The 21,661-nt window shown below is 54.7% G+C and carries 17 protein-coding genes and 1 other RNA gene; 9 read left to right on the top strand and 9 right to left on the bottom strand.

Annotated elements, in window-relative coordinates:
* Positions 1-54: 54 nt before the first annotated feature.
* From SH421x_RS02500 to SH421x_RS02510, 3 genes are all read left to right on the top strand, one after another.
* Positions 55-1,203: a DUF1559 family PulG-like putative transporter gene (locus tag SH421x_RS02500; RefSeq protein WP_488853741.1), complete on the top strand. Its 1,149-nt coding sequence runs from the start codon at positions 55-57 to the stop codon at positions 1,201-1,203.
* Between the two features lie 167 nt (positions 1,204-1,370).
* Positions 1,371-1,889: a hypothetical protein gene (locus SH421x_RS02505; RefSeq protein ID WP_488853742.1), complete on the top strand. Its 519-nt coding sequence runs from the start codon at positions 1,371-1,373 to the stop codon at positions 1,887-1,889.
* A gap of 273 nt (positions 1,890-2,162) precedes the next feature.
* Positions 2,163-3,773 (top strand): DUF1254 domain-containing protein, encoded by a 1,611-nt coding sequence (locus SH421x_RS02510; RefSeq protein ID WP_488853743.1) that lies wholly within the window; start codon positions 2,163-2,165, stop codon positions 3,771-3,773.
* A 495-nt stretch (positions 3,774-4,268) separates the two neighbouring features.
* Here SH421x_RS02510 and SH421x_RS02515 read toward each other — a convergent pair whose 3' ends face one another.
* On the bottom strand, positions 4,269-5,246 hold the full coding sequence (locus SH421x_RS02515; RefSeq protein ID WP_488853744.1) for an MBL fold metallo-hydrolase RNA specificity domain-containing protein: 978 nt from the start codon (positions 5,244-5,246) through the stop codon (positions 4,269-4,271).
* Between the two features lie 211 nt (positions 5,247-5,457).
* Here SH421x_RS02515 and ssrA point away from each other — a divergent pair.
* Positions 5,458-5,826: a transfer-messenger RNA gene (ssrA, locus tag SH421x_RS02520) on the top strand.
* A 179-nt stretch (positions 5,827-6,005) separates the two neighbouring features.
* Here the strand turns inward: ssrA and SH421x_RS02525 are convergent.
* From SH421x_RS02525 to SH421x_RS02540, 4 genes are all read right to left on the bottom strand, one after another.
* The gene (locus SH421x_RS02525) at positions 6,006-6,341 is read right to left on the bottom strand and encodes a hypothetical protein (protein WP_488853745.1); all 336 of its coding nucleotides are present in this window, start codon (positions 6,339-6,341) and stop codon (positions 6,006-6,008) included.
* Between the two features lie 73 nt (positions 6,342-6,414).
* The gene (locus SH421x_RS02530; protein ID WP_488853746.1) at positions 6,415-7,338 is read right to left on the bottom strand and encodes a hypothetical protein; all 924 of its coding nucleotides are present in this window, start codon (positions 7,336-7,338) and stop codon (positions 6,415-6,417) included.
* Positions 7,339-7,377: 39 nt separating this feature from the next.
* Positions 7,378-10,827 carry an efflux RND transporter permease subunit gene (locus tag SH421x_RS02535; protein ID WP_488853747.1) on the bottom strand — a complete coding sequence of 1,150 codons (3,450 nt, stop codon included), beginning with the start codon at positions 10,825-10,827 and terminating at the stop codon, positions 7,378-7,380.
* Positions 10,828-10,839: 12 nt separating this feature from the next.
* A complete protein-coding gene (locus SH421x_RS02540; RefSeq protein WP_488853748.1) occupies positions 10,840-12,234 on the bottom strand; it encodes an efflux RND transporter periplasmic adaptor subunit in 1,395 nt (464 codons plus the stop codon).
* A gap of 349 nt (positions 12,235-12,583) precedes the next feature.
* On the opposite strand from SH421x_RS02540, the gene SH421x_RS02545 reads away from it, so the two are divergent.
* Positions 12,584-12,742 (top strand): hypothetical protein, encoded by a 159-nt coding sequence (locus SH421x_RS02545; protein ID WP_488853749.1) that lies wholly within the window; start codon positions 12,584-12,586, stop codon positions 12,740-12,742.
* 522 nt (positions 12,743-13,264) lie between these two features.
* Here SH421x_RS02545 and SH421x_RS02550 read toward each other — a convergent pair.
* Entirely contained in the window at positions 13,265-13,528 is a 264-nt protein-coding gene (locus tag SH421x_RS02550; RefSeq protein ID WP_488853750.1) for a DUF6933 domain-containing protein, read from the bottom strand.
* Positions 13,529-13,946: 418 nt separating this feature from the next.
* Between SH421x_RS02550 and SH421x_RS02555 the strand changes: the two genes are divergently transcribed.
* Positions 13,947-15,155: a Fic family protein gene (locus SH421x_RS02555; RefSeq protein ID WP_488853751.1), complete on the top strand. Its 1,209-nt coding sequence runs from the start codon at positions 13,947-13,949 to the stop codon at positions 15,153-15,155.
* Positions 15,156-15,552: 397 nt separating this feature from the next.
* Here the strand turns inward: SH421x_RS02555 and SH421x_RS02560 are convergent, their stop codons facing one another.
* Entirely contained in the window at positions 15,553-17,550 is a 1,998-nt protein-coding gene (locus tag SH421x_RS02560) for a glycosyltransferase (protein ID WP_488853752.1), read from the bottom strand.
* A 594-nt stretch (positions 17,551-18,144) separates the two neighbouring features.
* On the bottom strand, positions 18,145-18,318 hold the full coding sequence (locus SH421x_RS02565; RefSeq protein WP_488853753.1) for a hypothetical protein: 174 nt from the start codon (positions 18,316-18,318) through the stop codon (positions 18,145-18,147).
* Here SH421x_RS02565 and SH421x_RS02570 point away from each other — a divergent pair.
* Positions 18,317-18,916, top strand: a complete 600-nt coding sequence (locus SH421x_RS02570) for a sigma-70 family RNA polymerase sigma factor (protein WP_488853754.1) — start codon at positions 18,317-18,319, stop codon at positions 18,914-18,916. The genes SH421x_RS02565 and SH421x_RS02570 overlap by 2 nt on opposite strands.
* A gap of 7 nt (positions 18,917-18,923) precedes the next feature.
* Here the strand turns inward: SH421x_RS02570 and SH421x_RS02575 are convergent, their stop codons facing one another.
* Positions 18,924-19,115, bottom strand: coding sequence for a hypothetical protein (locus tag SH421x_RS02575; protein ID WP_488853755.1), 192 nt, complete (start codon positions 19,113-19,115; stop codon positions 18,924-18,926).
* A 218-nt stretch (positions 19,116-19,333) separates the two neighbouring features.
* On the opposite strand from SH421x_RS02575, the gene SH421x_RS02580 reads away from it, so the two are divergent.
* Both SH421x_RS02580 and SH421x_RS02585 read left to right on the top strand, forming a co-directional pair.
* On the top strand, positions 19,334-20,596 hold the full coding sequence (locus SH421x_RS02580) for an alpha-mannosyltransferase (RefSeq protein ID WP_488853756.1): 1,263 nt from the start codon (positions 19,334-19,336) through the stop codon (positions 20,594-20,596).
* A 253-nt stretch (positions 20,597-20,849) separates the two neighbouring features.
* On the top strand, positions 20,850-21,647 hold the full coding sequence (locus SH421x_RS02585) for a hypothetical protein (RefSeq protein ID WP_488853757.1): 798 nt from the start codon (positions 20,850-20,852) through the stop codon (positions 21,645-21,647).
* The last annotated feature ends 14 nt before the right edge of the window (positions 21,648-21,661 follow it).

Consider the following 21,661-nt stretch of genomic DNA (forward strand, 5'->3'; position numbering starts at 1 on the left):
CGGCAGGTCCTTGCGACGCACTGTAACGCACTCATCTGACCATTGGAGGATTCTATGTCGCGATCTCGCGCTCCCCACGCGTTTACGTTGGTCGAGTTACTTGTGGTGATCGCCATCATCGGCGTTTTGATTGGGCTTCTACTGCCTGCCGTGCAGCAAGCCCGTGAAGCGGCTCGTCGAATGCAGTGTTCAAACAACATGCGGCAGATGGGATTGGCGGTCCACAACTTCGCAGATACCAGCGGCGGATATTTGCCGGCCGGGTGTCGCGATTACAACTTCATGAGCTGGGTAACCTTTATCCTTCCGTTCATGGAAGAGGGGAACCGCTACGATCAGATGAGCGTTTCGTACGTAGCCAACGGCGCTACCACAGGAACCGGCGGTTGGGTCCATGATCCCAGCGACTCTACCGAAGGGGGGCGGTATGACCGCTTGCAAAATGTACGAGCCTGGCAGGGAGGCGTGACAAACTATCGTTGTCCTAGCAGCTCCGAAGAGAACTTCTATACCGGCGGTACAACCGGTTCGCGCATCTGGCCCAAGATCAATTACGTCGCTTGTGCCGGACAAACTGCAATTGGAGATGCCCAAACTCGGACAGGCACATCGATCGCCGGAGGAACCAACTGGCGAATCTCTAACTATTACGGCCTCAAGCGAATCGGCGGCGACTCTTCGGACGTTGTCTTAGAAGCGGGCGCACTATTTGGAAACGGATTAAAAGTTGCGCTGCCAAGCACCGCTGCAGGACGCAATGACGAAATGCAGAAAGCCAAGGGAGAGACCATGGCTTCTTGTGTGGACGGACTTTCCAATACGGCGATGTTTTCTGAAGTCATTCAGACTGCCAGTGATACGTCGCATAGCAGTAGCTATAGTGACTTTCGGGGTGCTCCCTACCGAGGTGAGAACGCTTTCTTTTCGACCTACTATGAGCCCAATTCCAGAAACCCTGACGAAATGATGGTCGCCTCCTACTGTCACAAGCCTGGCGTAGACGTCACCAAAGGAGCGCCTTGCATTGCTGAAAATGCCCCCGGTGGTTATGCAATCCGGATCTCAGCTCGAAGCTATCACACCGGCGGCGTGAACGTCACCCGCGGAGATGGCAGCGTTGGGTTTTTTAGCGACACCATCGCCAGACCTGTGTGGCGTGCTTTTGGCACTTCCCGCGGCGCCGAAGTCTATAATTTTAATTAGTCCCCAAGCCAAGCGATTGCACATGGTAAATGTTGCTCGGCTTGGCGAGTCAAGCTTTCAATCTTCACGATCCACTCACGGCAGCCTGAATCCAATCAATCTGCCGTGAGTTTCGCGGATCTATCATTCATTCCGTTTCATCGGTCAATTAGAGGGATGTACGAAATATGACACCCAATCAGATTCATTCAGGCGCTGGCCAAGTTTTTTGGACGCCGATCATCGCTCTTGGTTTTGCAATCCTATTCGCCGGTTGCGAAACCCCGCCGAATCCCGACGGCCGGCAGAATGTAAGCGGTAGAATTACGCTGAACGGAAGTCCTCTCAGCGGAATGGCCGGGATCACCTTCAGTTCTGCCGACAACGAAGGGGCAGGGGGCCGAGGTCAGATCAAAGAAGGAAGATTTCTGCTCACCGGTTACGATGGAGTCATGCCGGGCAAGTACATCGTCCGAATTTTTGCAACGGTCGATTATGACAAATCGACAGGCAAAATTGCCGACAACACAATTCAATTCGGAAACGAAGTGACGGTCGATGTCGTACCTCCCGAGTTCAACAAAGAAAGCAAGCTAGAGTTTGAAGTCGTAGCAGGCGGCAACAACGTTTTTAACTACGACATTCAAACCGACTACACGCCGGCAATGCCCAGCACCTCCAAAGGCAAAGCGGCGATTCCGCTATAAGCTTTCGCGCGAACAGCCAAGCATCCACCAAATAGCACGCACTCGGTTGCGTGCTATTTGTCTTCAACTGGTGTTTGCCTGCGGCGGCAGCGTTTGGGCTGACGCTTGCCCTGCTCGTCAAAGTCGATCTTGCTAAGACGGGCCCCCCCCAATCGCAGCTTGCCGCCGGCCGTCGGCGGAAAGCGGCGCGCCCCAGATTTCGTTTTTCAGTACGAGGAATAAAACCTATAATCTGGTGCCCAGTTCCCCCAACAGCCTAGCAAGTAGATGCAAATGCGTACGCTCACCCTCGCTGCAATCGCTATGATCGCGATGACACTCAACGCCTATGGCCAAGAGGACTCGGCGATTCCGGCGTCAATCTTGACTCCTGACGTAGTCAAAACCAATCTCGGAGAGCTTACCTTCAAGGATGGCGCGCCGACCGCCGAGACCGCCCAGGCAGTTGCTGACGTTTTGACTTTTACCAACGGTCTGAATGTTTACAACAACAGCTTCCGCGGAGCTTCTGCGTTAGGCATTCAAAAGGGGTTCGCCAGCATCGGAGCCGCGTTCAATGACGTCATCATCTTTCCCGACTTGATGGACTCGGCCTCGATCTTTCTGACGGCTAACGCGGACACAGTTTACTATCTATCGGTAGTTGACCTTAGCCAAGGGCCGATGGTGATCGAGCAGCCGCCCAAAGGTGTTGGCACGATCAATGACATGTGGTTCTCCTGGATCATCGACATCGGCTTTCCAGGTCCCGACCGCGGCGAAGGGGGCAAATACCTGATCATTCCTCCCGGCTATACCGGTTCGCTTCCTGATAGCGGATTCCATGTCGCTCATTCCAAAACTAATCGAGTTCTCTATGCGTCTCGCGCCTATCTGGTCGACAACGACCCGAAGCCTGCGGTTGAGCTGATCAAGCAGCACATGAAGATCTATCCGTTCACCCCCGGCGGATACGGCACCAGTATCGCAACTGCTTTGGAAGGGGGCGTTCGGCTCGGCAAGAATCCGCCGGTTGCTGCTACCAAATTTGTCGAAGTCAGCGGTAAAGCATTCAATACGGTTCCGCCCAGCGACTTCGGTTTCTTTGAAATGATCAACGAGAACGTCCAGAACGAACCGGCGACCAGTTACGACGTCGAGCTTGCAGGCCAGTTGGCCGCGATCGGCATCGTCAAAGGCAAGCCTTTCAATCCAGACGCAAAGACCAAGCAGATCCTGACTGATGCCGCCAAGTTTGGCAACGCCACCGGTCGCGTGCTCAACTGGCGTTATGCGGCGATGCACCCTGACTGGAACTACTACGACGATTCCAACTGGGGCAACATGCTTTGGGAGGGGGGCTACGACTTTGAAACGCCGCCGCCGATGATCACCAAAGAGGGCTACTTCAAGCCGAACCCGCCGACCGGCGCGCGGACGCTCGATTCTCGCACCGCGTTTTACTTCGGCTATACCCTCGACTCCCCCGGCATGATCATGCGTCTGCCGGGCGTTGGCTCGCAGTATCTGATGGCCTTCTTGGATTCGCAGGGGACGCCATTCGATGGTGGACAGACCTACAAGGTCACGTTGCCCAAGGGCATTCCGGCCGCCGCGTTCTGGTCGTTCACCGTGTATGACAACCAGTCACGGTCGATGCTCGCCACGCCGCAAAAGTATCCGCGTGCCGGCAGTCAGAGCTATCCTTCGCCGGCCGCGATCGCGAATGCCGATGGTTCGACCACCATCTACTTCGCCCCCCAGCAGCCTGAAGGCGTGCAGCGCGGCAATTGGATCCAGACCATGCCAAACAAAGGCTGGTTCACCATTCTCCGTCTCTACAGCCCGTTGGAGCCATTCTTCACCAAACAATGGCAACCAACTGAGATCGAGCCGGTGAAGTAGTTGCTTCTGTCATCTTCCATCAGCCGCAGGGCATTGGCCCCGGCCTCTGGATTTTGTCTCTTGCTAAATCGCTGGGAATTTTGGTCGACTGCGGGTTAAGTTTGAAGTTTCGATGTAGCTGGGTTTGTGGCCGCATGGTACGGGCCTCTTGTTGCTGAAGCAATCAAACAATCTTGAACAGACTGGTTGGACCACCCGGTTGTGCGCGCTGTGGCGGAGCATTTTTGGAGCTAGTAGACGAGTAGTCGGGTGGATTCCCTCCGCGTGTTTTTGTCCTGTCTACTTGTCTAATAGCGAGTGGTAAGCCGGAGATGGGGGAATGCAGCACGAACGAGAATTTTGGCATTCGAGCTTCGGCATGCGATTAGACATTTGGATTTAGACATTCGACATTTACTGAATAGATGCCGCATTTCCCTCGTTCGCGCAGCGGGCTACGAAGAAAAAAACGTGGCGGTCCGGTCGAAGATTGTGCGTTAGCAGGATCGATTGCGACTATCCCAACCAATAGGCTTCATGGCCGCGTTTGCGAAGGTCGTCGACAAATCGTTTAGGGCCGTGCGTGCAGTAGATGCGCTGTGGCGCGACTTGTTCGATTGTTTCTAGTAGTTCGGTATAGTCGGCGTGGTCGGAGAGCGGCACGACATGATCGCAGCGATAGCGGGCCGCGAATGCCGGATTCCATCCCCAGCCGGTCATTGCGAAATGTTCGGCCAGGACAACTCCATGCACGTCGCTGCCCCGCTGCGAGCGAGGAGGTGAGACGATGACATGTCGCTGTTTGGGGCGACCATCGTACAGTTCGTATTCGCCCAGATCGCAGCCGCACGCTTCATAGACTTGGCTGATCGCAAAGACGTCTTGTTGTTGCTGCACGCGAAAGCCGTGGTGCGTCAGAATTTTGGTCACTTCCTGCGACTTGCCGAGGACGTAGGCATGCACGATCGGCGTCGCTCCGCGGTGAAAAGCTTGTTCGATTTGATCGAGAAACTTGGCGATGGTTTCGGCCCGCGGCGGCAGTCGATAAAACGGCTCGCCAAAAGTGCATTCCATCACCAGCACATCGGCATGCGGCAGCTGGGCCTGGCCGGCGGTGTACGACTCGCCTAGGCGATAGTCGCCGGTGTAAAGCATCGAGCCTTCGTCGGTTTCGGCCAGTAGCATCGCCGAGCCGAGGACGTGCCCAGCCGAGAAGGGGGTAAGCCGCGACTCGCGAAACTCAAGCGTTTCGCCCAGCGGCATGATGCGATATTGGGTTTCACCGATCCGGCGCCGGACCAGCGCGGCGGTCTCTGGCGTGCAAAAGATTGTTTCGTGCCGCGCGGCATGGTCCATGTGAGCATGGGAGATAAAGCCAAACTGCTGCCGGCGACGGACATCGACCCCCATATGCCCCGGCAAGAGGAAGAGCCCGCGGTCAAAATAGAAGTTTTCGCGCGGTTTAGCGTCAAGGTCGAACAACGTTTTTTGCATGGGAAGCGAAGTGTCTTGGCGGTGGGGCCGCTTTCTTTCGGATCGAAAGCGAGTTATCATAACACTTTACGCCGCCAAGTCGGAACATTTTTCTGCTGAGTGACGTAGAATGCAGAGGTTCGTCAGGCGGCCCGGTTCAAGTTAACCGGTCCGAATGTCGAAAATGAGGAAGCTGTCGCCCGAGAAGTGCGGCAGCAACCATTACACTTCAGGGGGCGAATTGGAATCGACCGGATAGCCTGCAGTGTAAGTGGCGTGTCGAGGTTGGTCAGTGGGCCTCGTAAAAAGCTGACTACAACTATAATTGCCGAGAATAATACTCTCGTCCTTGCTGCCTAGTTAAATAGGTTAGCTTGCCGGTTGAAGGTCTTTGTCGGAGAGATCTGAAAACCGGTCGCCAATTCCGACTCGTCTTCAGTCACGCAAAGCACGCTGAAGACTAAATAAAGTTCTTTGATAGTGGGTGACGCATCTCGTCGATTGGAGACGTCGCCTGCGAAAATCAAATAGTCGACTACACACGTAGATGCTTACATGAAAATGTCGCGGGACGCGGGTTCAAATCCCGCCGCCTCCACTAAACGCACTTTGCCGGTTTCGGCAAGGTGCGTTTTTCATTGGGGTTACAGCTCCAAGGTGTCAGCGGTTTTGGCCGCCAAGTGTAAGTTGTCTGATCTGATTCACCTTTAAAGCGATCAAAGCATCACTTATTAAGACTCGGAATCGGCCAAGATAAGGCTTGCTCCCGACGTTTTGCGTTTAGCCGTCCAGCTTCGGCCCGAATGCGAACCAGAGCCCGATGGTTGCGGAGGCCAGGGCTAGGCCCAGCAGCATTGCTCCCCAGAATCCAAGTCCGATCCGTTCCGAGAACGCGAGAGGAATAAAAAAGGGGAGCCCCAACGGGACGAGAATGAGCGTTTCTCGCGCCAATTTTGAGATGGTGGTTAAGTCTTGATCTTTCCACCAGACCGCTACGAACGCGACGACGCTAATGATGGGGAGAGTCAGCAGCAGCGCGCCTAGCCGCGGAAAACGGTCGGCGATTTGTGAGACGGCGGCGACGACTAGGCCGGCGATGATGGCCCGGAACAACATAGGGGGAACCTTTGCGAGTTGTTTTCCAGGCCCGCAGCAAAGGTTGCTGCGGACCAGCGGGAACGTTTGACGACTATTCAACCGAAATCGGCACGTCGTAGGTTACGGGCTCGCCGACACCCGGCACGATCCGAAAGCGGATTGCGATGTTCTTCGCGTCAGCCGGGATCTTAAGGCCCCCCTGAGCATAGTGAGCAGGTTCGGCGGAAGACTCCGGCTCGTAAGCCGTGGCGACTTCTTTGGCTAAAACCTTGCTGCCATCCTTGCTTACCAGCGCATTGAAGACCTTGACGTTGTCGACCGGTTTGCCATCTTTGGTGATCGAAACAGCCGGCTCGACTTCTTCGCCGGCATGCAGATGCGAACCGTGATGCCCCAGCTTGATGATCATTCCGGCATGTTCTTTCGGTTCCCCTTCCCAGACCAGAGCATCGTCTCCACTGTGGGTATGGCCGTGCTCATGTCCATGTGCTTCTTCAGTGAAATTGCCGGCATAGGGAGTTCCATCGACGGCGGCGCTCAGCGTGCCTTCGTACTCCTTGACCGTCGCGAGGCCTTCGTGCTTGCCGACAAAGCGGGATGACTTGCCTTTGGGGTCTCCGTCCTGTGGCTGCGGCGTCAGGTCGACTTGCAGCTTCGGATCTTTGATGGTCAGCAAGACCGATTCGGCGACGATTGGCTCCGCAGTTTTTTCGTCTCCCCCTAGGATGTAGACGGTCGCCTGCTGCTTGTCGTGATCGACAGTGAACTCGACGTGATAGGCTCCACCGCCCCAGTCCGTCAAGACACCGTCGTGTGGGCCCGGCGCATGTCCGTGTCCCTCATCACTATGATCATGGCTTTCACCGTCTGGCCCGTGAGAATGGCCGTGGTCGGATTCGGCGTTTGCGCCGGAGGCCGGATTCTCCGGCGCTGACTTGTCGTTCTTGCAACCTAGCAAGCTGGTAGCTGCAAATAGGGCAGCAAATAACATGGAATAGTAAATGTTGCGTGTCACGAAATCGTTCCTTGCAAGGGGTGAAATTGAATTCTGAATTTAGGGAATGATTTCCTCACCCGACTGTTCGGTGCGGGTCAGACGAACTGCATCCTTGCCGCTTAACCTCCAAAAGATGCCAGGATGGATGAGGAATTCGCAAAAGGTGGAAGTAACGAGTCCACCGAGGATGACGGTGGCCACCGGGTACAGGATTTCGCGTCCAGGTTCTTGGCCGCCGATGACCAAAGGCAACAAGCCGATGCCTGCGGTGAGCGCGGTCATCAGCACGGGAGCCAGTCGTTCGAGGCTGCCGCGGAGGATCATCGCCTGGGAGAATTCCTCTCCTTCTTCCTTCATCAAATGAAAGTAGTGGGTCACGAGGAGAATGCCGTTGCGAACCGCGATCCCGCCGAGAGAGATGAAGCCGACGAGACTGGCGACCGTGAGCGTTTGTTGCGTGATCACCAGCGCCAGCACGCCGCCGATGAACGCAGTCGGCAAGGCGTTGAGAATCTGGAGAACGACGCGAACGGAAGGAAATAATACCATCAGCACGACGAACATGCCGACGACCGAAACTGCCGCCAGAATTGCGATCGTCCGCGTCGCTCGTTGTTGGCTCTCGAACTGCCCGCCATATTCAATGAAGTAACCTTCCGGCAATTTGACATGGCGGTCGACACTGCTTTGAATGGCGGCCACCGCACTGGCCAGGTCGCGATCTTGCGTGTTGCAGCGAATGACCATTCGCCGTCGAGAGTTCTCTCGATTCACCGCATTGGGGCCAACGCCTAGACCGACATCGGCGATCTCGCGGAGTTCGATTTGGCCTTGATTATTTGGCAAGTCAATTCGTAGCCGCCCCAGGTTGGCATAGTCGGTACGGTATTCTTCCTCCAGACGTACCAGCAAGTCAAATCGCCGTTGTCCCTCCAATACTTCCGAAACGACGCTTCCCTGAAGCGCCGTTTGCAGCACATTGGCCACGTACCCCCGCGTCATCCCGTAAAAGGCGAGATCATCGGTTCGCAAGTTGATGTGGAGTTCCTCGGTCTGTTGAATCGGCTCGATGACCGGAGGCGTGATCCCGTCGATTTGTTGAATGGTTCCTTTGACTTTTTCCGATAGCTCTCGCAATTTGTCGATATCATCGCCAAAAATCTTGATCGCAATTTCTGCGTAGACGCCAGAGACCATGTGGCTAATCAAGTGCGCGAGCGGTTGCTCCACTTCGATCGAGACGCCAGGCACTTCGTCGCTTAGCTCCTCTAAGAGTTGCTGGATGATCTCATCTCGCTCGTGTTGGCTCTCAGGGTTCATGCTCAGGATATATTCGCCTGCATTGACGGGTGATGCGTGCTCATCCATTTCGGCTCGGCCGGTACGGCGGACGAAATACAAAATGGCTCCGTCAGGATTCCGTGCGTTCTTTTGCATTTCGCGAAGTTTACCGTCAATCAGCGCCGACATCGTGTTCGAGGCGTCGAGCGACGATCCCGGCGGCAACGTCACATTGATCTGCACGCTCCCTTCGTCAAACTCCGGCAGGAAGTTTTTGCCCAAGTTCGCCAACTGCCAGCCGGCGAAAGCGACTCCGATCCAAGTAACCGCCAGCAGCAGCAAAGGGGCTTTCATGCTAAAGCGAATCAGGTAGCTGGCGAGCCATTTGAGCGAGCGAAGCAGCCAGCCGTCGTGTTCTGCATGCGCTGCACTGGACTGAGGCAGCAAGTAGTAGGACAGCACCGGCGTGACCGTCAGCGAAACCAATAGCGACGCGAGAATCGAAACGATATAGGCCATACCCAACGGAGCGAACAAGCGCCCTTCGACCCCTGACAATGCGAACAGTGGAAGGAAGACTAGGATCACCACCGCGGTACCAAACACAATCGCACTCCGAATTTCTTTGCTCGCTTCGTAAACCACTTGAACAGCGGGTCGAGGATGCTCCAGCGCATTGTTTTCTTTAAGTCGGCGGAAGATGTTCTCGACGTCAACGATCGCGTCGTCGACCAATTCTCCCATTGCGACGGCGATGCCCCCTAAGGTCATGACGTTGATCGAGAGTTCCGATCCGGTAACCAGCCCAATCAACCGAAAGATGAAGATGGTGATCACCAAAGAGAGAGGAATCGCCGTTAATGTGATGAACGTGGTGCGGAAGTTCAGCAAAAACAGAAACAAGATAAAAATGACCAGCGTCGCCCCAATGATCAGCGCCTCGCCAACGTTGAAGATCCCACGGTCAATGAAATTGCGAAGTTGAAATAGTTGGGGATTGATCACGATATCGGCTGGCAGCGATTCTTCGGACGCCGCAAACGCCGCTTCCAGGCGATCGGTCAAGCCGCGCGTATCGACATGGGGTTGCTTGACGATCGTGAAGACGACGCCCGGCCGGCCGTTGACGCTTCCATCGCCTCGTTTGAACTCCGCTCCCTCGACAATCCGGGCGACTTGTTGGAGTAAGACCGGACGTTCACCGGTCAGTTTCACCGGTACCTGCGACAAGTCGTAAAGCGTGCGTTCGGAACCGGGGCCGACTCGGCCGAGTATTCGGATGGGGCGTTCCGTTTCTCCCTTCACGGCGAAACCGCCGCTCGTGTTAATGTTACTTTCCTGAATCGCCTGTTCGACTTCTTGTAAGGTAACGCCGTATTCCAAAAGAGCCGTAGGGTCGATGCGAACTTGGTACTGCTTGCGTTCTCCACCCAGAATGAAGACTTCGGCCACGCCGGTTACCTTCAGAATTCGGGGACGAATTACCCAATCGCAAATGGTGCGTAAGGCAAGTTGACGAGTTAATTCCGAAGGAAACTCGACATCGTAGCTCTTCCCGTCGATTCTCAGCGTAGCGGACGGCGTTCCCGGAATACTGGAAGCGCTGTCGGCTGGCGATTTATCCCATTGGACGATCTCTGCGTCGACCGGTCGCCAACCGTCAACCTGATCTCGAATCACTGGACGCCAGACTTGCAGGGAATCTTGCCCCTGATCATCTCTCGCGATCTCGGCCATCAACGACGTCTTGTCGATCGGATACAATTCTCCGCCGCGCGGTCCCTGCTGACGATAGATGCCTGCGACGACGATTTGCCCCATGATCGATGAGGGAGGAGTCATCATCGGGGTGACTCCACTGGGCAGGACGCCTTCCAGCGAGGCGAGTCGCTCTTGTACGGTTTGGCGAGCCGATTTGATTTCTGTATTCCAATCGAATTCGATATAGATGACGGCTAGCCCGGCCGTCGATTGGCTACGAACGGCCTGCACGCCGCTCGCTCCCAACAGCGCGATCTCAATTGGGTGCGTTACCAGCGTTTCCACCTCTTCGGTCGCTAAGCCTCCGCACTCGGTAAGGATGATCACCCGCGGCCGATCGAGATCGGGGAAGACGTCGATCGGCATCTGCGTCGCGAGATACGAACCATAGACCAGCATCGCCACGCTGATCAACAAGATCAGCAGGCGATATTGCAGTGAGAATCGAATGATGGCGTTGAGCATGAATAAATCCGATTAGTGAGAGGCGTGTACGGTTCCATCCGCGTGAACGTGCACGTCTGCACGCACGCCGCTGGCGGCCTGGGCTTTGAGCACTCGATTGAGTGAAGCTGCCGCGTTCTGAGCGAGATACAACCCGGGTGTGATGCTTCCGTCATCCGCCAAAATCACATTCAAGCGATCCTCATGCAGCACTTGGACCGGAATACGATTGAACAAGTCGCCGTTTTGTTGAAACACGTAGGCGTCAGGACCATCCCGCACAACGCCGGCGCTGGGCAGCACCAGCACATCGTGCAATTCTTCTACTGGTACATGGAGCCGAACACGCTGCCCTGGTCGAAATCGCCACACGACGAACGTTTCGCGATTCTTCTCATACAGACGCGATTGATTCTTCAGGGGAATATAGAAATCGAATGTGCGATTCTCGGCGTCGACTGCATTCGACAAATATTCGATCTCGAAGTCCTGTTTCAGTTCTGGCCAATGATCGGGCGAGTCCTCTGCAAATTCGACAGTTATCTTCCAGCGGTTCTGGGCTGCATCCTCCAAATAAGGAGCTTCCCGCTTAAATGCATGTCCCTCGATATACAGCCGGCGATGATTGGAAAGCGTGGCTAACAGGTCGCCAGCTTGCACTTGCTGCCCAAGCGAAACTTGAAGTTGCTGGACTTCGTACGCGGCTTTGTCGCGGTCATTGGAGTCAACGACGCCGCTGGTTCTCGAACCGTTCGCCGATCGAACCGGAGGAGCGGTGATGGTGATTTCATGGATGAATTCGCCAGCGGCGACTTCGTCGACTTGTTGCGGCGTAAGACCGCGCGTGAGTAAGTCCTGGCGATGGCTTTGGATCAGCGCGTCTTGCCGCAATCTCTGGCTTTCCAGCTCGATAATACGAACGCCAGGCACCGCACCGCTTTCGGCCAGAGGACGCAGCCGATCAAGTTGCTCGCGAACAATTTGCTGTTCTTTGTTGGCTGTATAGAGCTCTTTTTGCGTGTTTTGCAGGTACTCGCTGGAAAGCCTCAGCGTGAAGAGAGTCTCACCAGGATGAACCGTCTGTCCTGGATAGGCATGAATCTCGGCGATGACGCCGACGGCAGGCGAAGTCACGCCTCGATCCGTTTCGCCAGGTCGATCAGCGAGAATCCCGGGAATTTGAATCGTTCGCCAGTAAGTTTGCGGCCGTGCTGGCTTGACGATCAAGTTGAGGTTCTTGCGAGCTTGCGACGAAAGCTTCAGGACTGTCGCTTCTTCAACGGGCGCGATGGCATCAGCTTTTTCATCGATGACATCCTGGCGAGAAAGCAGCGGCGTCCAAAGGTCTTGGGTGAAATACGCGCCGATCGCTATGCCCAGCACGACCAAGGCAGCGAACGAGTAGCGAATATGTTGTGGGATATGCATCGATTCCAACTCCAGGCGAACGCAGAAGACACTCTGCGATGGGGAGGCCGGCAAATTCGGCCAACGCAACGGCGTTTAGAGAAAACGTGCGTACCGGATCTGACCGATATCAAACACGCCTAAGAAAGATCTAGCAGCGGATCGAGAGCAGCTGCTCGTAGCGCGCGCACCATGGGCGCAAGAGCCCGGCCGAACCAAGGCAATCTCGGATTTGCGTTTCGAAAACGGCCTGGTCAGCACTGGCTGGAACGGGGCAGATGGCCAGCCAAGATAGAGTCAATTTGGGGACCGCAGTCGAGACGCTGTCATTTACCGCATCGACGCTCACCCAAAAAATGGCGTCACTGTCATGATCCGCTGGTTCCGGCTGTGGGGCCTGCGGAGCATGATCATGGTGGTGATCTCTCTCCCCGTGCAGGTGGACATGGGGCCGAGCAGCATGTTCCTGAGCGTCACATCCCGATTGCTCTCCATGCCGATGAGGCATCGCCGCAAGCGACTGCCCTAAGAGCAAAAAGATCAGCAGGATGGAAACCAAACGTCGCATGACAAATCCAGACCGGAGGTGTACAGATACTTAAAGGATAAGCCGCTTTTCGCAATTCAACAAGTCAAATAAGAACTTCCGGCGATTGCCTCGGTCGCTGATTGCATCTCGCGGACGCGGATAGGCAGCGTGTCTGGGCTGTCTGATCTTTGGCCGTTTTGGGCGAAAGTCTCAAGACTGCCTCTTCTCGTAAGTGTCCTCCTTAGCTCACCTTGCAACAACGTTTTTCGGCCAAATTTTGCCCCCCGCCGCCTCTATGAAACACCTCTTTCCGATACCGGTAAGGAGCCTTTTCTTTTGAGTTGCAGAAGCGTGCTGCACGTCGAATCTGGCACGTAGTGCTCGTGTGTCTGATTTTTTCGAGGTGAGCAGGATTCTAAAAAGCACTTTTTGAATACCTGGGGCGAGTCGTCATCGCCGACTCCTTGCACTATTGGGTCTGTCAACGCGTCGAATTGGTTTTCTGACCTGGCGTCTTTGTCGCTAGGCTATTTGAGACTTGCTTCCAAGCGCCGACATTGACTTTCTCGGGTTCGCATACTGAATCGCAGACATCGGCGTCTCGTTTAGCATCAATGACGTTTCGAGCGGAGTGAGATCGGTCTCCGTGAGATAGATTTTGGCGGCGAACACGAAATCGTTGATCGATCCTGTGATTGAGCGACTCAGGGCTTTCGAGAATTGAACTGTCGCCGTGGCGGGAGCGATCGCTTGTTGATAGACGCTTCCGAAGCCGTCTGCTTGCATTACATAGATGCTGATGCGTCTGCGTACCAATCTAGCAACTATGCGACATGTCGGGACAATGCCCCAATGGCGACTTGGTTGCTGGCGCGGTGCGTCCGACAAGAGACGATGCCTTTACCGCTTAAAGACAAGACGCCACTCAGGCAGGCATTTTTCCAGAAATTTGCCAGGTCTGATTTCCGATCTGATTCCTCGTTTCGTACGCATGCTAGCAAGGACAATTCGTCTGATTCTGTCAATTTTGGCGATCGCAGGGCTTTATTCGGCGGGGGGCAAGATGCCGAGTCAGGTTATTGCATTGCAGGGAAATAAGGCAAGGCATCGGCGAAGGCTATTGTACGAATTGGCTGTTTTGTAAAATAAGATCGGCGGCCGGTAACCGCTATTTTACGATGAGACAACAAGAGAAACGGCGAAAATGAGCGAAAACAAGTTCCGGGCAGGACGTTATATCAAGCAAGCCAAAGGGTATCGGGCTTTCGTCCCCCAACCGCTTCCGCCGAATCCCCCCCTGGTAATGGATGATGAAATGAACCGGCTTATCGAAGATGCCGGTACGGCCCTCGGTCGACTCGACGGCGTAGCGTCAGTGCTTCCCAATCCCGATCTTTTCGTGGGGATGTATGTGAAGCACGAAGCGGTTCTAAGTTCCGAAATTGAGGGGACTCAAGCCACGCTCGAAGACGTCCTGGAATATGAAGCCGAAGGTAGAAGAACGGACGATCAGCCGGAAGACGTAGAGGAGGTCATCAATTATGTCCATGCCATGAAGTGTGGGCTTCAGCGTCTTTCCGAATTGCCGATCTCATTGCGGCTAATTCGCGAGATCCATGGTGAACTATTAAAGGGCGTTCGCGGACAAGAGAGGAATCCGGGAGAATTTCGCACGAGTCAAAATTGGATAGGCTCGGCCGGGTGCGACCTCAACACGGCCGACTTCGTTCCTCCTCCGCCGTACGAAATGAACAAATCGTTGGATGACTTTCAAAAGTTTCTTCATGTGAAAGAGAAGCTCCCCAAGTTGATCCAATGCGGATTGGCCCACGCTCAGTTTGAAACGATTCACCCGTTTCTAGACGGCAACGGTCGCATCGGCCGATTGCTAATCACTCTGATTCTAGTCGAACGAGGGGTAATCAGACGTCCTTTGCTCTACCTCAGCTATTACTTGAAGGCTCACCGCTCACAATATTACGATCGCCTGACTGCGATTCGCACGGAAGGAGATTGGGAGAATTGGCTTAAATTCTTTTTGAAGGGAGTGCTGGAGGTTAGCAATGCTGCGGCCGACACCGCGAGAGAGATCGTCATACTCCGCGAAACGCTTCAACAGAAGCTCAGTAGTTCAGTGAATGCCGGATATGGCTTTAAATTACTGGATCGTCTATTTGAATATCCGGTATTGTCTATCAAGCAGGCCGAAGCCCATTTGGGATGTGTCTACAGAACGGCGGCCAAACTAATGGAAGAGTTCGAAGCTTTGGGAATTGTCCGCGAAATTACTGGGCAAAAGCGAAACCGGCGATATCGATTCGAAGCTTATGTAGCGTTATTCCGCAAGCAAGTCTTGGCAATTCCCATCGAGGATATCGAACAACCGCAAATGACCGTTACTGACGAAAGCTGAACGACACGTCAGACTAAGAGGACAATACGAGCCAGCGCGACAAAGCGGTGAAGTCGATTCTCGTGCAACGCGGGGGACAGCTTTTAATGACTTACGACAATCAGCGATCTCGTCCTCGTGCAGATCGCGTACCACGAAATTTGGCCGTGTCTGATATGTCTGATGTCGTGTCTGATCTTGGCTGTTTTGAACCAAATTTGCGAAATTGCCTCTTCTCGTAAGTGTCTTCCTCAGCTCGCCTTGCAACAAAGTATTTCGGCCAAATTTTGCCGCCCGTCGAATCCACTAAACGCAGCTTGCCGGTTTAGGCAAACGTCGTGATCTGACAAACTTATTCCCCGGTGATTTGGTCGAAGGGAGCGGTGAGAGAGAAGTCGAGCTCAGCCCTGCGTGAGCTTTAGGCGTTTAGCAAGTCAGGCAGTTTGGGACGATTTGCCCAATGCACGACGCCGGCGTGAGGATGATCCGTTTGGATATGGGTTAGCCAGTCCTCGTGCGGATAACGCCGACGATGCTTGATCGCTTGGTCAATCAGGCCATTGGGAGGTTCATTCCACCCCTGGATGATCTGATAGGCAATTTCACCGTGGCTGATCACCAAGCGAAGCGCGGCCTGGTCGTGATGAACCATTCCTTGGGGACGCCGGGGTAATGCAGCGACTTCGCGAATGGTTGTCTTCCAAGCTTGTAGCAAGAAGGATTCACGCTGGCGATCCATCACCAACACCCCGGAATTGATCTCCGGTCCATACCATGCGGGATGTCGCGTCGCATGATCATCCGGCGTCAGGACCAACGAATCGTCGGCTGCTTTGAGCAACGGTTGCAAGGATCGCAGAGCGACCGTGTCTGCATCAAGCCAGATGGTGCGATCGAACGGCGAAGACGACAAACACCAGGGCTTCAGCCACATGCAGAGTTCCGGATCGGGATATCTTTGCATGACATCCATCGGCAGATCCCGCAGCTCCTTTCGTTCCAAGACGCTAACCCCTAGTCGTCGCAACTCTCTACATTGTGATTCGTCCAGGCGATGCGCTACGATCAAGATCGGCAAGTCGGAATTGGTTGCTTGCAGAGACTCAATCAATAGCTTGACATGGGGAAACTGTTCCCGACTTGCGGCGCTTACCACGCCGGCGACCGGCTGCGGTGGTACTGTGAATATAGCCGCCGTTTCCCGCTTCACTTTCCGTAGGTCAAAGTCTCTTTCGACGCGAGATCGACATGCTTTCGCAATGCTGGAAACGCCGCACCGGCAAAAGCTTGCTTCATAGCAAGCGCACTCAGATTTCAGTTTTCGCAACAGCGATTCGCGACAACCAGCGCGGAGTTCGCTCATCACTCGCTCCAATGCTCGGGCATAGTCTTGAGGGTCAGCGGAGGCTACTAATTCACCACATTCTGGCGATACCAGCTCTCCAATCGCACCAATATCGGAGGCGACAACCGGCGTTCCGCACGCCATAGACTCCTGTAGCACAAGCGGACAAGCCTCCATTTCCGAGGTCAGCAACGAAACGTCGGCCGCGTTGTAGAGACCCGGTAGACGCTCGTCGCTGACGCTTCCCAAAACGATGGCCCTCCGCTGCAGTCCATACCGCAGGATCAGCTGTTGAATCACCAACAATTCTCCCCCTTCCCCCACAAAGGCGAGTTTGAAGCAAGCGGGCAAATGTCGTAGGATCTCAACCGCCAAGGATGGTCGCTTCCCTTGAGCCAAGCGAGCTACCCATAACACGAGCCGTTCTTCGGCGGCGATTCCCAGGTTATTCCGCTCTCGCTCCCGTGCTTCCGGATTAGGACAAAACTGGTCGATGTTTACACCCCAGCGCTGACAGGAAATTTTTGACTTGGGAACGCCCATCTCCAGCAAAAATTGGGTGAGCCGCTTGCTGACGGCGATGATTTTGTGCAGGTATGGAAACGCTTTGAGGAACGCGGGATTTATCGAGTTCTCGTCATGTACGATCGCGATTCTTTGCATATCCGGGCATTCATGGGCCAACCGCACAATCTCCTGATATGCAACCGACGAGAGATTAATCAGCAAAGCGTCTGCGCCCTCGCAAATGCGGATCAGATCGTCGCCGTCGCGCATGCGCAACACTTCTTGAGCCCGCGTTTCGTGCAACCAGTTCCGTAGACGCGGCTGCTCCTCCACGACCAGCGAGCAGTTCCAACCAGTATCCGTTAAGCCGTCGATGATGTCGCGAGTCACTCGCTGAGCGCCTCCTCGGGCCATGTCCTCAGCAACAATCACGGCGCGGGGCTGGACGGCGGCGCTTATCTTGTCGGGAATTAGGTCAGGTAGGGTGATGCCATATCGGCGACAAAACTTCTGCGACTCTTCATCCTGCCGCTGGACCATATCATTGAGTGCGCTTTTAGCCATCTCCAATTGCTCGTTCGATTCCAGATGCGAGAAGTTACTGGGAAGTTCGATTAGCCCCTGTGATTTCGCTTTAAGGACCTTGCTGAATATTTCATGGCGCATGGGAATTCAACTTTCAACGTCGATAGCGATGTCGCTTCGTCAAATCATGAAAGACTAGAAATCGTCACAAGTTTCTACGGCGGATCTCGACAGCGATTTGCACAAAAAACAGCAAAAAGAAATTCTTGAAAAGAGACGCGAATTCCAGCGGAGAAAACCAAGCAAAAAGCGACTTGGTCCCGCGAATTACGAGGCGGCGGCAGCCGCTGCAGCGGGGCATTTTGGCGTTGACATTTGTACAGTATTTCGATTATACTATTCGTGCACCTAAGGGACTTCTAAGTCCTGGAACCCCGATGCGGCAGCGGTCATTGCCTCGGACCCTCTCGAGCCCTAGAGGAGGTGAGAGATGATTCGGTTGCAACAAGATTTTGCGGCGCTCCCACGAATCGGCAAAGTAGGTGATCCCATCCGTTTGCTCTTTCAGCATCCCTTGCGCGCCGGGCCTGATGGTCGCCTCCTAAGGGCGTGACTTGACTGCGGCAAAATCGCCTAGTTAGGCATCTTTACACCGCCGCTACCAAACGAATGATTCGCGCCGCTGAACCCACCGGGCGAATCATCCCAATAACGCGTCAATTTCATGCTGCGCATGACAATCAAATCACAAGCCACACGAGATGGATTTCGGTGGATATCCCAACTCGCCGAGGGATCACGACTCATGCAGACGCCTCCTATGACCAATGACCACGAAGTTTTGAAACGCCAGTTTCTTCACCAAATCGATAAGCATAACGTTAGCGACTGGGTCGACACCTGGCGACTTCTGGTCGAACACCCGTGGTATCAAGATCAACTTGAAATGTGCGCGCAGCAGGAGTTGCGTCGAGGCCGCGCTCCTAGCGAATGGCTGGAAGATATCAAGCAGGACGCCATGCTGCTGTTGGCCAGAAAACTGCGACGAGCCCCAGACCTGCATATTGACCGCCAACGCGCTGAGGAGCACTTCGCAGGTTGGCTCGGAACGATCATCCGTCACCAATGCCGCGAGGCGCTGCGGCGGATGCGACGACTACACCGTGAGTCGCGTGAGCCTGAAGGGAGTGAGTCAAATCCACCAATGGGATTGACGCTGGATGAAAAGATCGATCTTAGCCTGATGCTTGATCGGCTGCCTGAACCACATCGGACCATCATGGTTCTGACAACGAAGAATTGGAGCCTGCAAGAGATCGCAAAGTCGATCGGTTACAGCTATTGGAAAACACGGCGTATTTATCGGCGAGGTCTGGAGCAACTCGGCAGATTGATCGACCGCTAGTTGCGGATCACGGACGAGTCTGGCCTTTTGTTCGACAAAACTCCTCGACGATCATTTCACTGTGCGCCTGGTTCCAACTTGCAAACCGGTGGATCAGCTCATACACAGAGCGCGCCTGATCCTCTGATAGTTCCTTGCGAACCAGGGCCGCTAAGAGTTGTCGATCGACGTCCGGAGCGAGACTCTCTTCGGTCTGCATGGTTTTCTCCATCCTCACGGCTTTCCTACTTTCTGCGCGACGGCTGTATAGCCATTCGGCTGTTACTTTCAGTGTGGCGTCTCCCCTTAAAATTGCAAAGCTCCTATTACCGCATATTCTCCAGATTTTTCCGAGCAGAATTCATGCAAAGCTAGCGTCGCTCAGGGCATAGAGCTTATCGCTAGTTCGATTCTTCACGCTCTGCTCGGAGTTCCCCAATGATGCGCTGCTCTCAACTCAATATTCCTGCGGACGCCCCGTCAAGCGAAGCGGCGACAACAACCCTTCAGGCAAATCGCGCAGAGGTTCAGCGACTGACGCCGCACAATGCCGATCAATGGGCGGAGCGTTATCTGCAGAGCATTCCGGACTATCCCGACAACTTCGCCGGGAGGGGAATTGTGATCTGTGCTGGCGGAGTCAAATATCTCACCAATGCGTGGGTAACGATTCGCTTGCTGCGGCGCCTAGGGTGTCAGTTACCGATTCAAGTTTGGTGCTGCGGCGACGCCGAAAAAGACCCGCAGTGGGCTTCCATGGTAGAGCCTTGGAGCGTCCAGTGCATCGATGCGGAAACAATCCCGAACGCGGTCACGCCACGCGGCGGTTGGGAACTAAAATCGTTCGCGATGCTGCACTGCTCGTTCGCCGAAGTGCTGCTGCTCGATGCGGACAATGCTCCGGTTCTTGACCCGACGTACCTCTTTGATGCAGACGAGTACCGTCAGACCGGAGCGATCTTCTGGCCCGACTTGCTGCAAACCAAGCCAACCAGCATGCGTTGGCAGATCTTCGGCATTGATTATCGGGATGAACCAGAACAGGAAAGCGGCCAGGTTTTAGTCGACAAACGTCGCTGCTGGCGAGAACTAAATCTGTGCAACGCCTACAACGAGCGTTCTGACTTCTACTACCGCTACATCCACGGCGACAAAGATACGTTTCGCTTCGCCTGGCATCGATTGGATAGCCGTTTCGCGATGCCGTCCTATGACATTCAGCGAATTCCTCACACATTGTGCCAACACGATTTCACGGGACGACGACTGTTTCAACATCGCGTGCATGACAAATGGTCGCTGTCCGGCAATCGCCAAATTCCCGGCTTTGTCCATGAGGAAGCATGCTTTCAATTCGTCGAAGAACTCCGCTGGCATTGGCGCCCAATTACGCAACTCGCCCGAGCCGCAACTCTTAACGATTGGCGCAGCATGCAGCAACTGTCAGGCGTTCCATTCCAGTACCTTCGTCTCGGCCATAGTCGCCGACCGATGCAGTTCAATGCAGAAGGCGATGTAGTGCTCGGATCCAGCCCGACCACATTTTTTTGGTGGCTGGAAGGAGAAACCCTGATCTTGTGTGGCGGGGATGGCCGTCCCACCGCCAAGCTGACGCGTGCAGACGACAATACCTGGGAAGGTACTTGTTTTCGTGATGCGCAAACACGCATCCAACTGGTGCTTAATACCTTGGCTGAATGACGAAAGCTCATTCTTTCTTTGCGGTCTGTCTCGACCGCGATTCACGGTCGCTCTTGGACGGTGATAGCGCCACGGTTGCATCCCGCGATCAAGCTTGATCGCGGGATGCCTCTGCGCATTCGAGGCATGCATTCGCTTGCCTCACTCTTTTATTTTTTTCGTTGTTCTGCTGCAAAAGTTCGTCGCCAGCAGGCATAGAGATTTTGAAACAAAAATTGTTCTTGCGGCGATCCTCTCAGCATCAGGAGTTCTCATGCTACAGCCGGTTTTTCCAGGGCTCAGAACGCGAACGCATATGCCGTTCACTAACGGCGAGACATTGCTGTTCTGCACCGCTTCCACGCCGCACGAGCAACCGTTCGCTTGCCGCGGCTCCGGCTGGCGGCGGCTGGGATTGCCAAGTCGTCCCGTTCGCAACGTCTCGTATTATCCCTGGAAACTGCACTACTGCGATTGGCTTCACCGCCAGCCGCAACCGATCGCCACCGGCTTGCCTGCTTCGGCCGTTGAATGCAGTCCGGCGATCTTTCGCGAGCGAGGCATGTGGCATGTCAGCTTTGTCGGAGTCGTCCCAGGTCAGCACGATTTTGAGTCGCGGCTTTACCTCGCTTCTGGAGCCAGTCTGGCCGACATGGAGCCGGCCAAGTGCATCTCGGACGAGCCAACGCGCGTCGGCTTTATCGGCCCGCGCTACCGCTGCCACGCTCCGCGCGACCAGCTGATCGTCGAGGACCGGTTTACCGGCTTGCGACGTCGACTGGTCACTCCCTTTCAGCGGTTGTATCGCGTCAGCTATCAGGCCGACGACATCGACCGTCTTTTGATCACCGGAAAAGACGATCAAGAGCAACCGCGTACGTTGCTCTTCCACCTGAAGACCGAAACCACCCAGGAAGTCTGGGCCACGCGGCCCGTCTACAAGCCCAGCTTGTGCGGCGATCGTATCGTGTTCCCCCAAATCAATCACGCAGGATTTGAAAACCGCGAGTTGTGGCACGGCGCCTACACGCTGGTCTCCACATCGCTCGAAGTTCATTCGCAATCTCTCTAACTAATTGCTCAAAA

The organism is Blastopirellula sp. SH421, assembly GCF_057808535.1.

Bases quoted from the DNA above. Each gene is read 5' to 3' on its own strand.
- SH421x_RS02500 (WP_488853741.1), top strand. From the start codon at position 55: ATGTCGCGATCTCGCGCTCCCCACGCGTTTACGTTGGTCGAGTTACTT.
- SH421x_RS02505 (WP_488853742.1), top strand. From the start codon at position 1,371: ATGACACCCAATCAGATTCATTCAGGCGCTGGCCAAGTTTTTTGGACG.
- SH421x_RS02510 (WP_488853743.1), top strand. From the start codon at position 2,163: ATGCGTACGCTCACCCTCGCTGCAATCGCTATGATCGCGATGACACTC.
- SH421x_RS02515 (WP_488853744.1), bottom strand. From the start codon at position 5,246: ATGCAAAAAACGTTGTTCGACCTTGACGCTAAACCGCGCGAAAACTTC.
- SH421x_RS02525 (WP_488853745.1), bottom strand. From the start codon at position 6,341: ATGTTGTTCCGGGCCATCATCGCCGGCCTAGTCGTCGCCGCCGTCTCA.
- SH421x_RS02535 (WP_488853747.1), bottom strand. From the start codon at position 10,827: ATGCTCAACGCCATCATTCGATTCTCACTGCAATATCGCCTGCTGATC.
- SH421x_RS02540 (WP_488853748.1), bottom strand. From the start codon at position 12,234: ATGCATATCCCACAACATATTCGCTACTCGTTCGCTGCCTTGGTCGTG.
- SH421x_RS02545 (WP_488853749.1), top strand. From the start codon at position 12,584: ATGATCCGCTGGTTCCGGCTGTGGGGCCTGCGGAGCATGATCATGGTG.
- SH421x_RS02550 (WP_488853750.1), bottom strand. From the start codon at position 13,528: ATGCAAGCAGACGGCTTCGGAAGCGTCTATCAACAAGCGATCGCTCCC.
- SH421x_RS02555 (WP_488853751.1), top strand. From the start codon at position 13,947: ATGAGCGAAAACAAGTTCCGGGCAGGACGTTATATCAAGCAAGCCAAA.
- SH421x_RS02560 (WP_488853752.1), bottom strand. From the start codon at position 17,550: ATGGCTAAAAGCGCACTCAATGATATGGTCCAGCGGCAGGATGAAGAG.
- SH421x_RS02570 (WP_488853754.1), top strand. From the start codon at position 18,317: ATGCAGACGCCTCCTATGACCAATGACCACGAAGTTTTGAAACGCCAG.
- SH421x_RS02565 (WP_488853753.1), bottom strand. From the start codon at position 18,318: ATGAGTCGTGATCCCTCGGCGAGTTGGGATATCCACCGAAATCCATCT.
- SH421x_RS02575 (WP_488853755.1), bottom strand. From the start codon at position 19,115: ATGCAGACCGAAGAGAGTCTCGCTCCGGACGTCGATCGACAACTCTTA.
- SH421x_RS02580 (WP_488853756.1), top strand. From the start codon at position 19,334: ATGATGCGCTGCTCTCAACTCAATATTCCTGCGGACGCCCCGTCAAGC.
- SH421x_RS02585 (WP_488853757.1), top strand. From the start codon at position 20,850: ATGCTACAGCCGGTTTTTCCAGGGCTCAGAACGCGAACGCATATGCCG.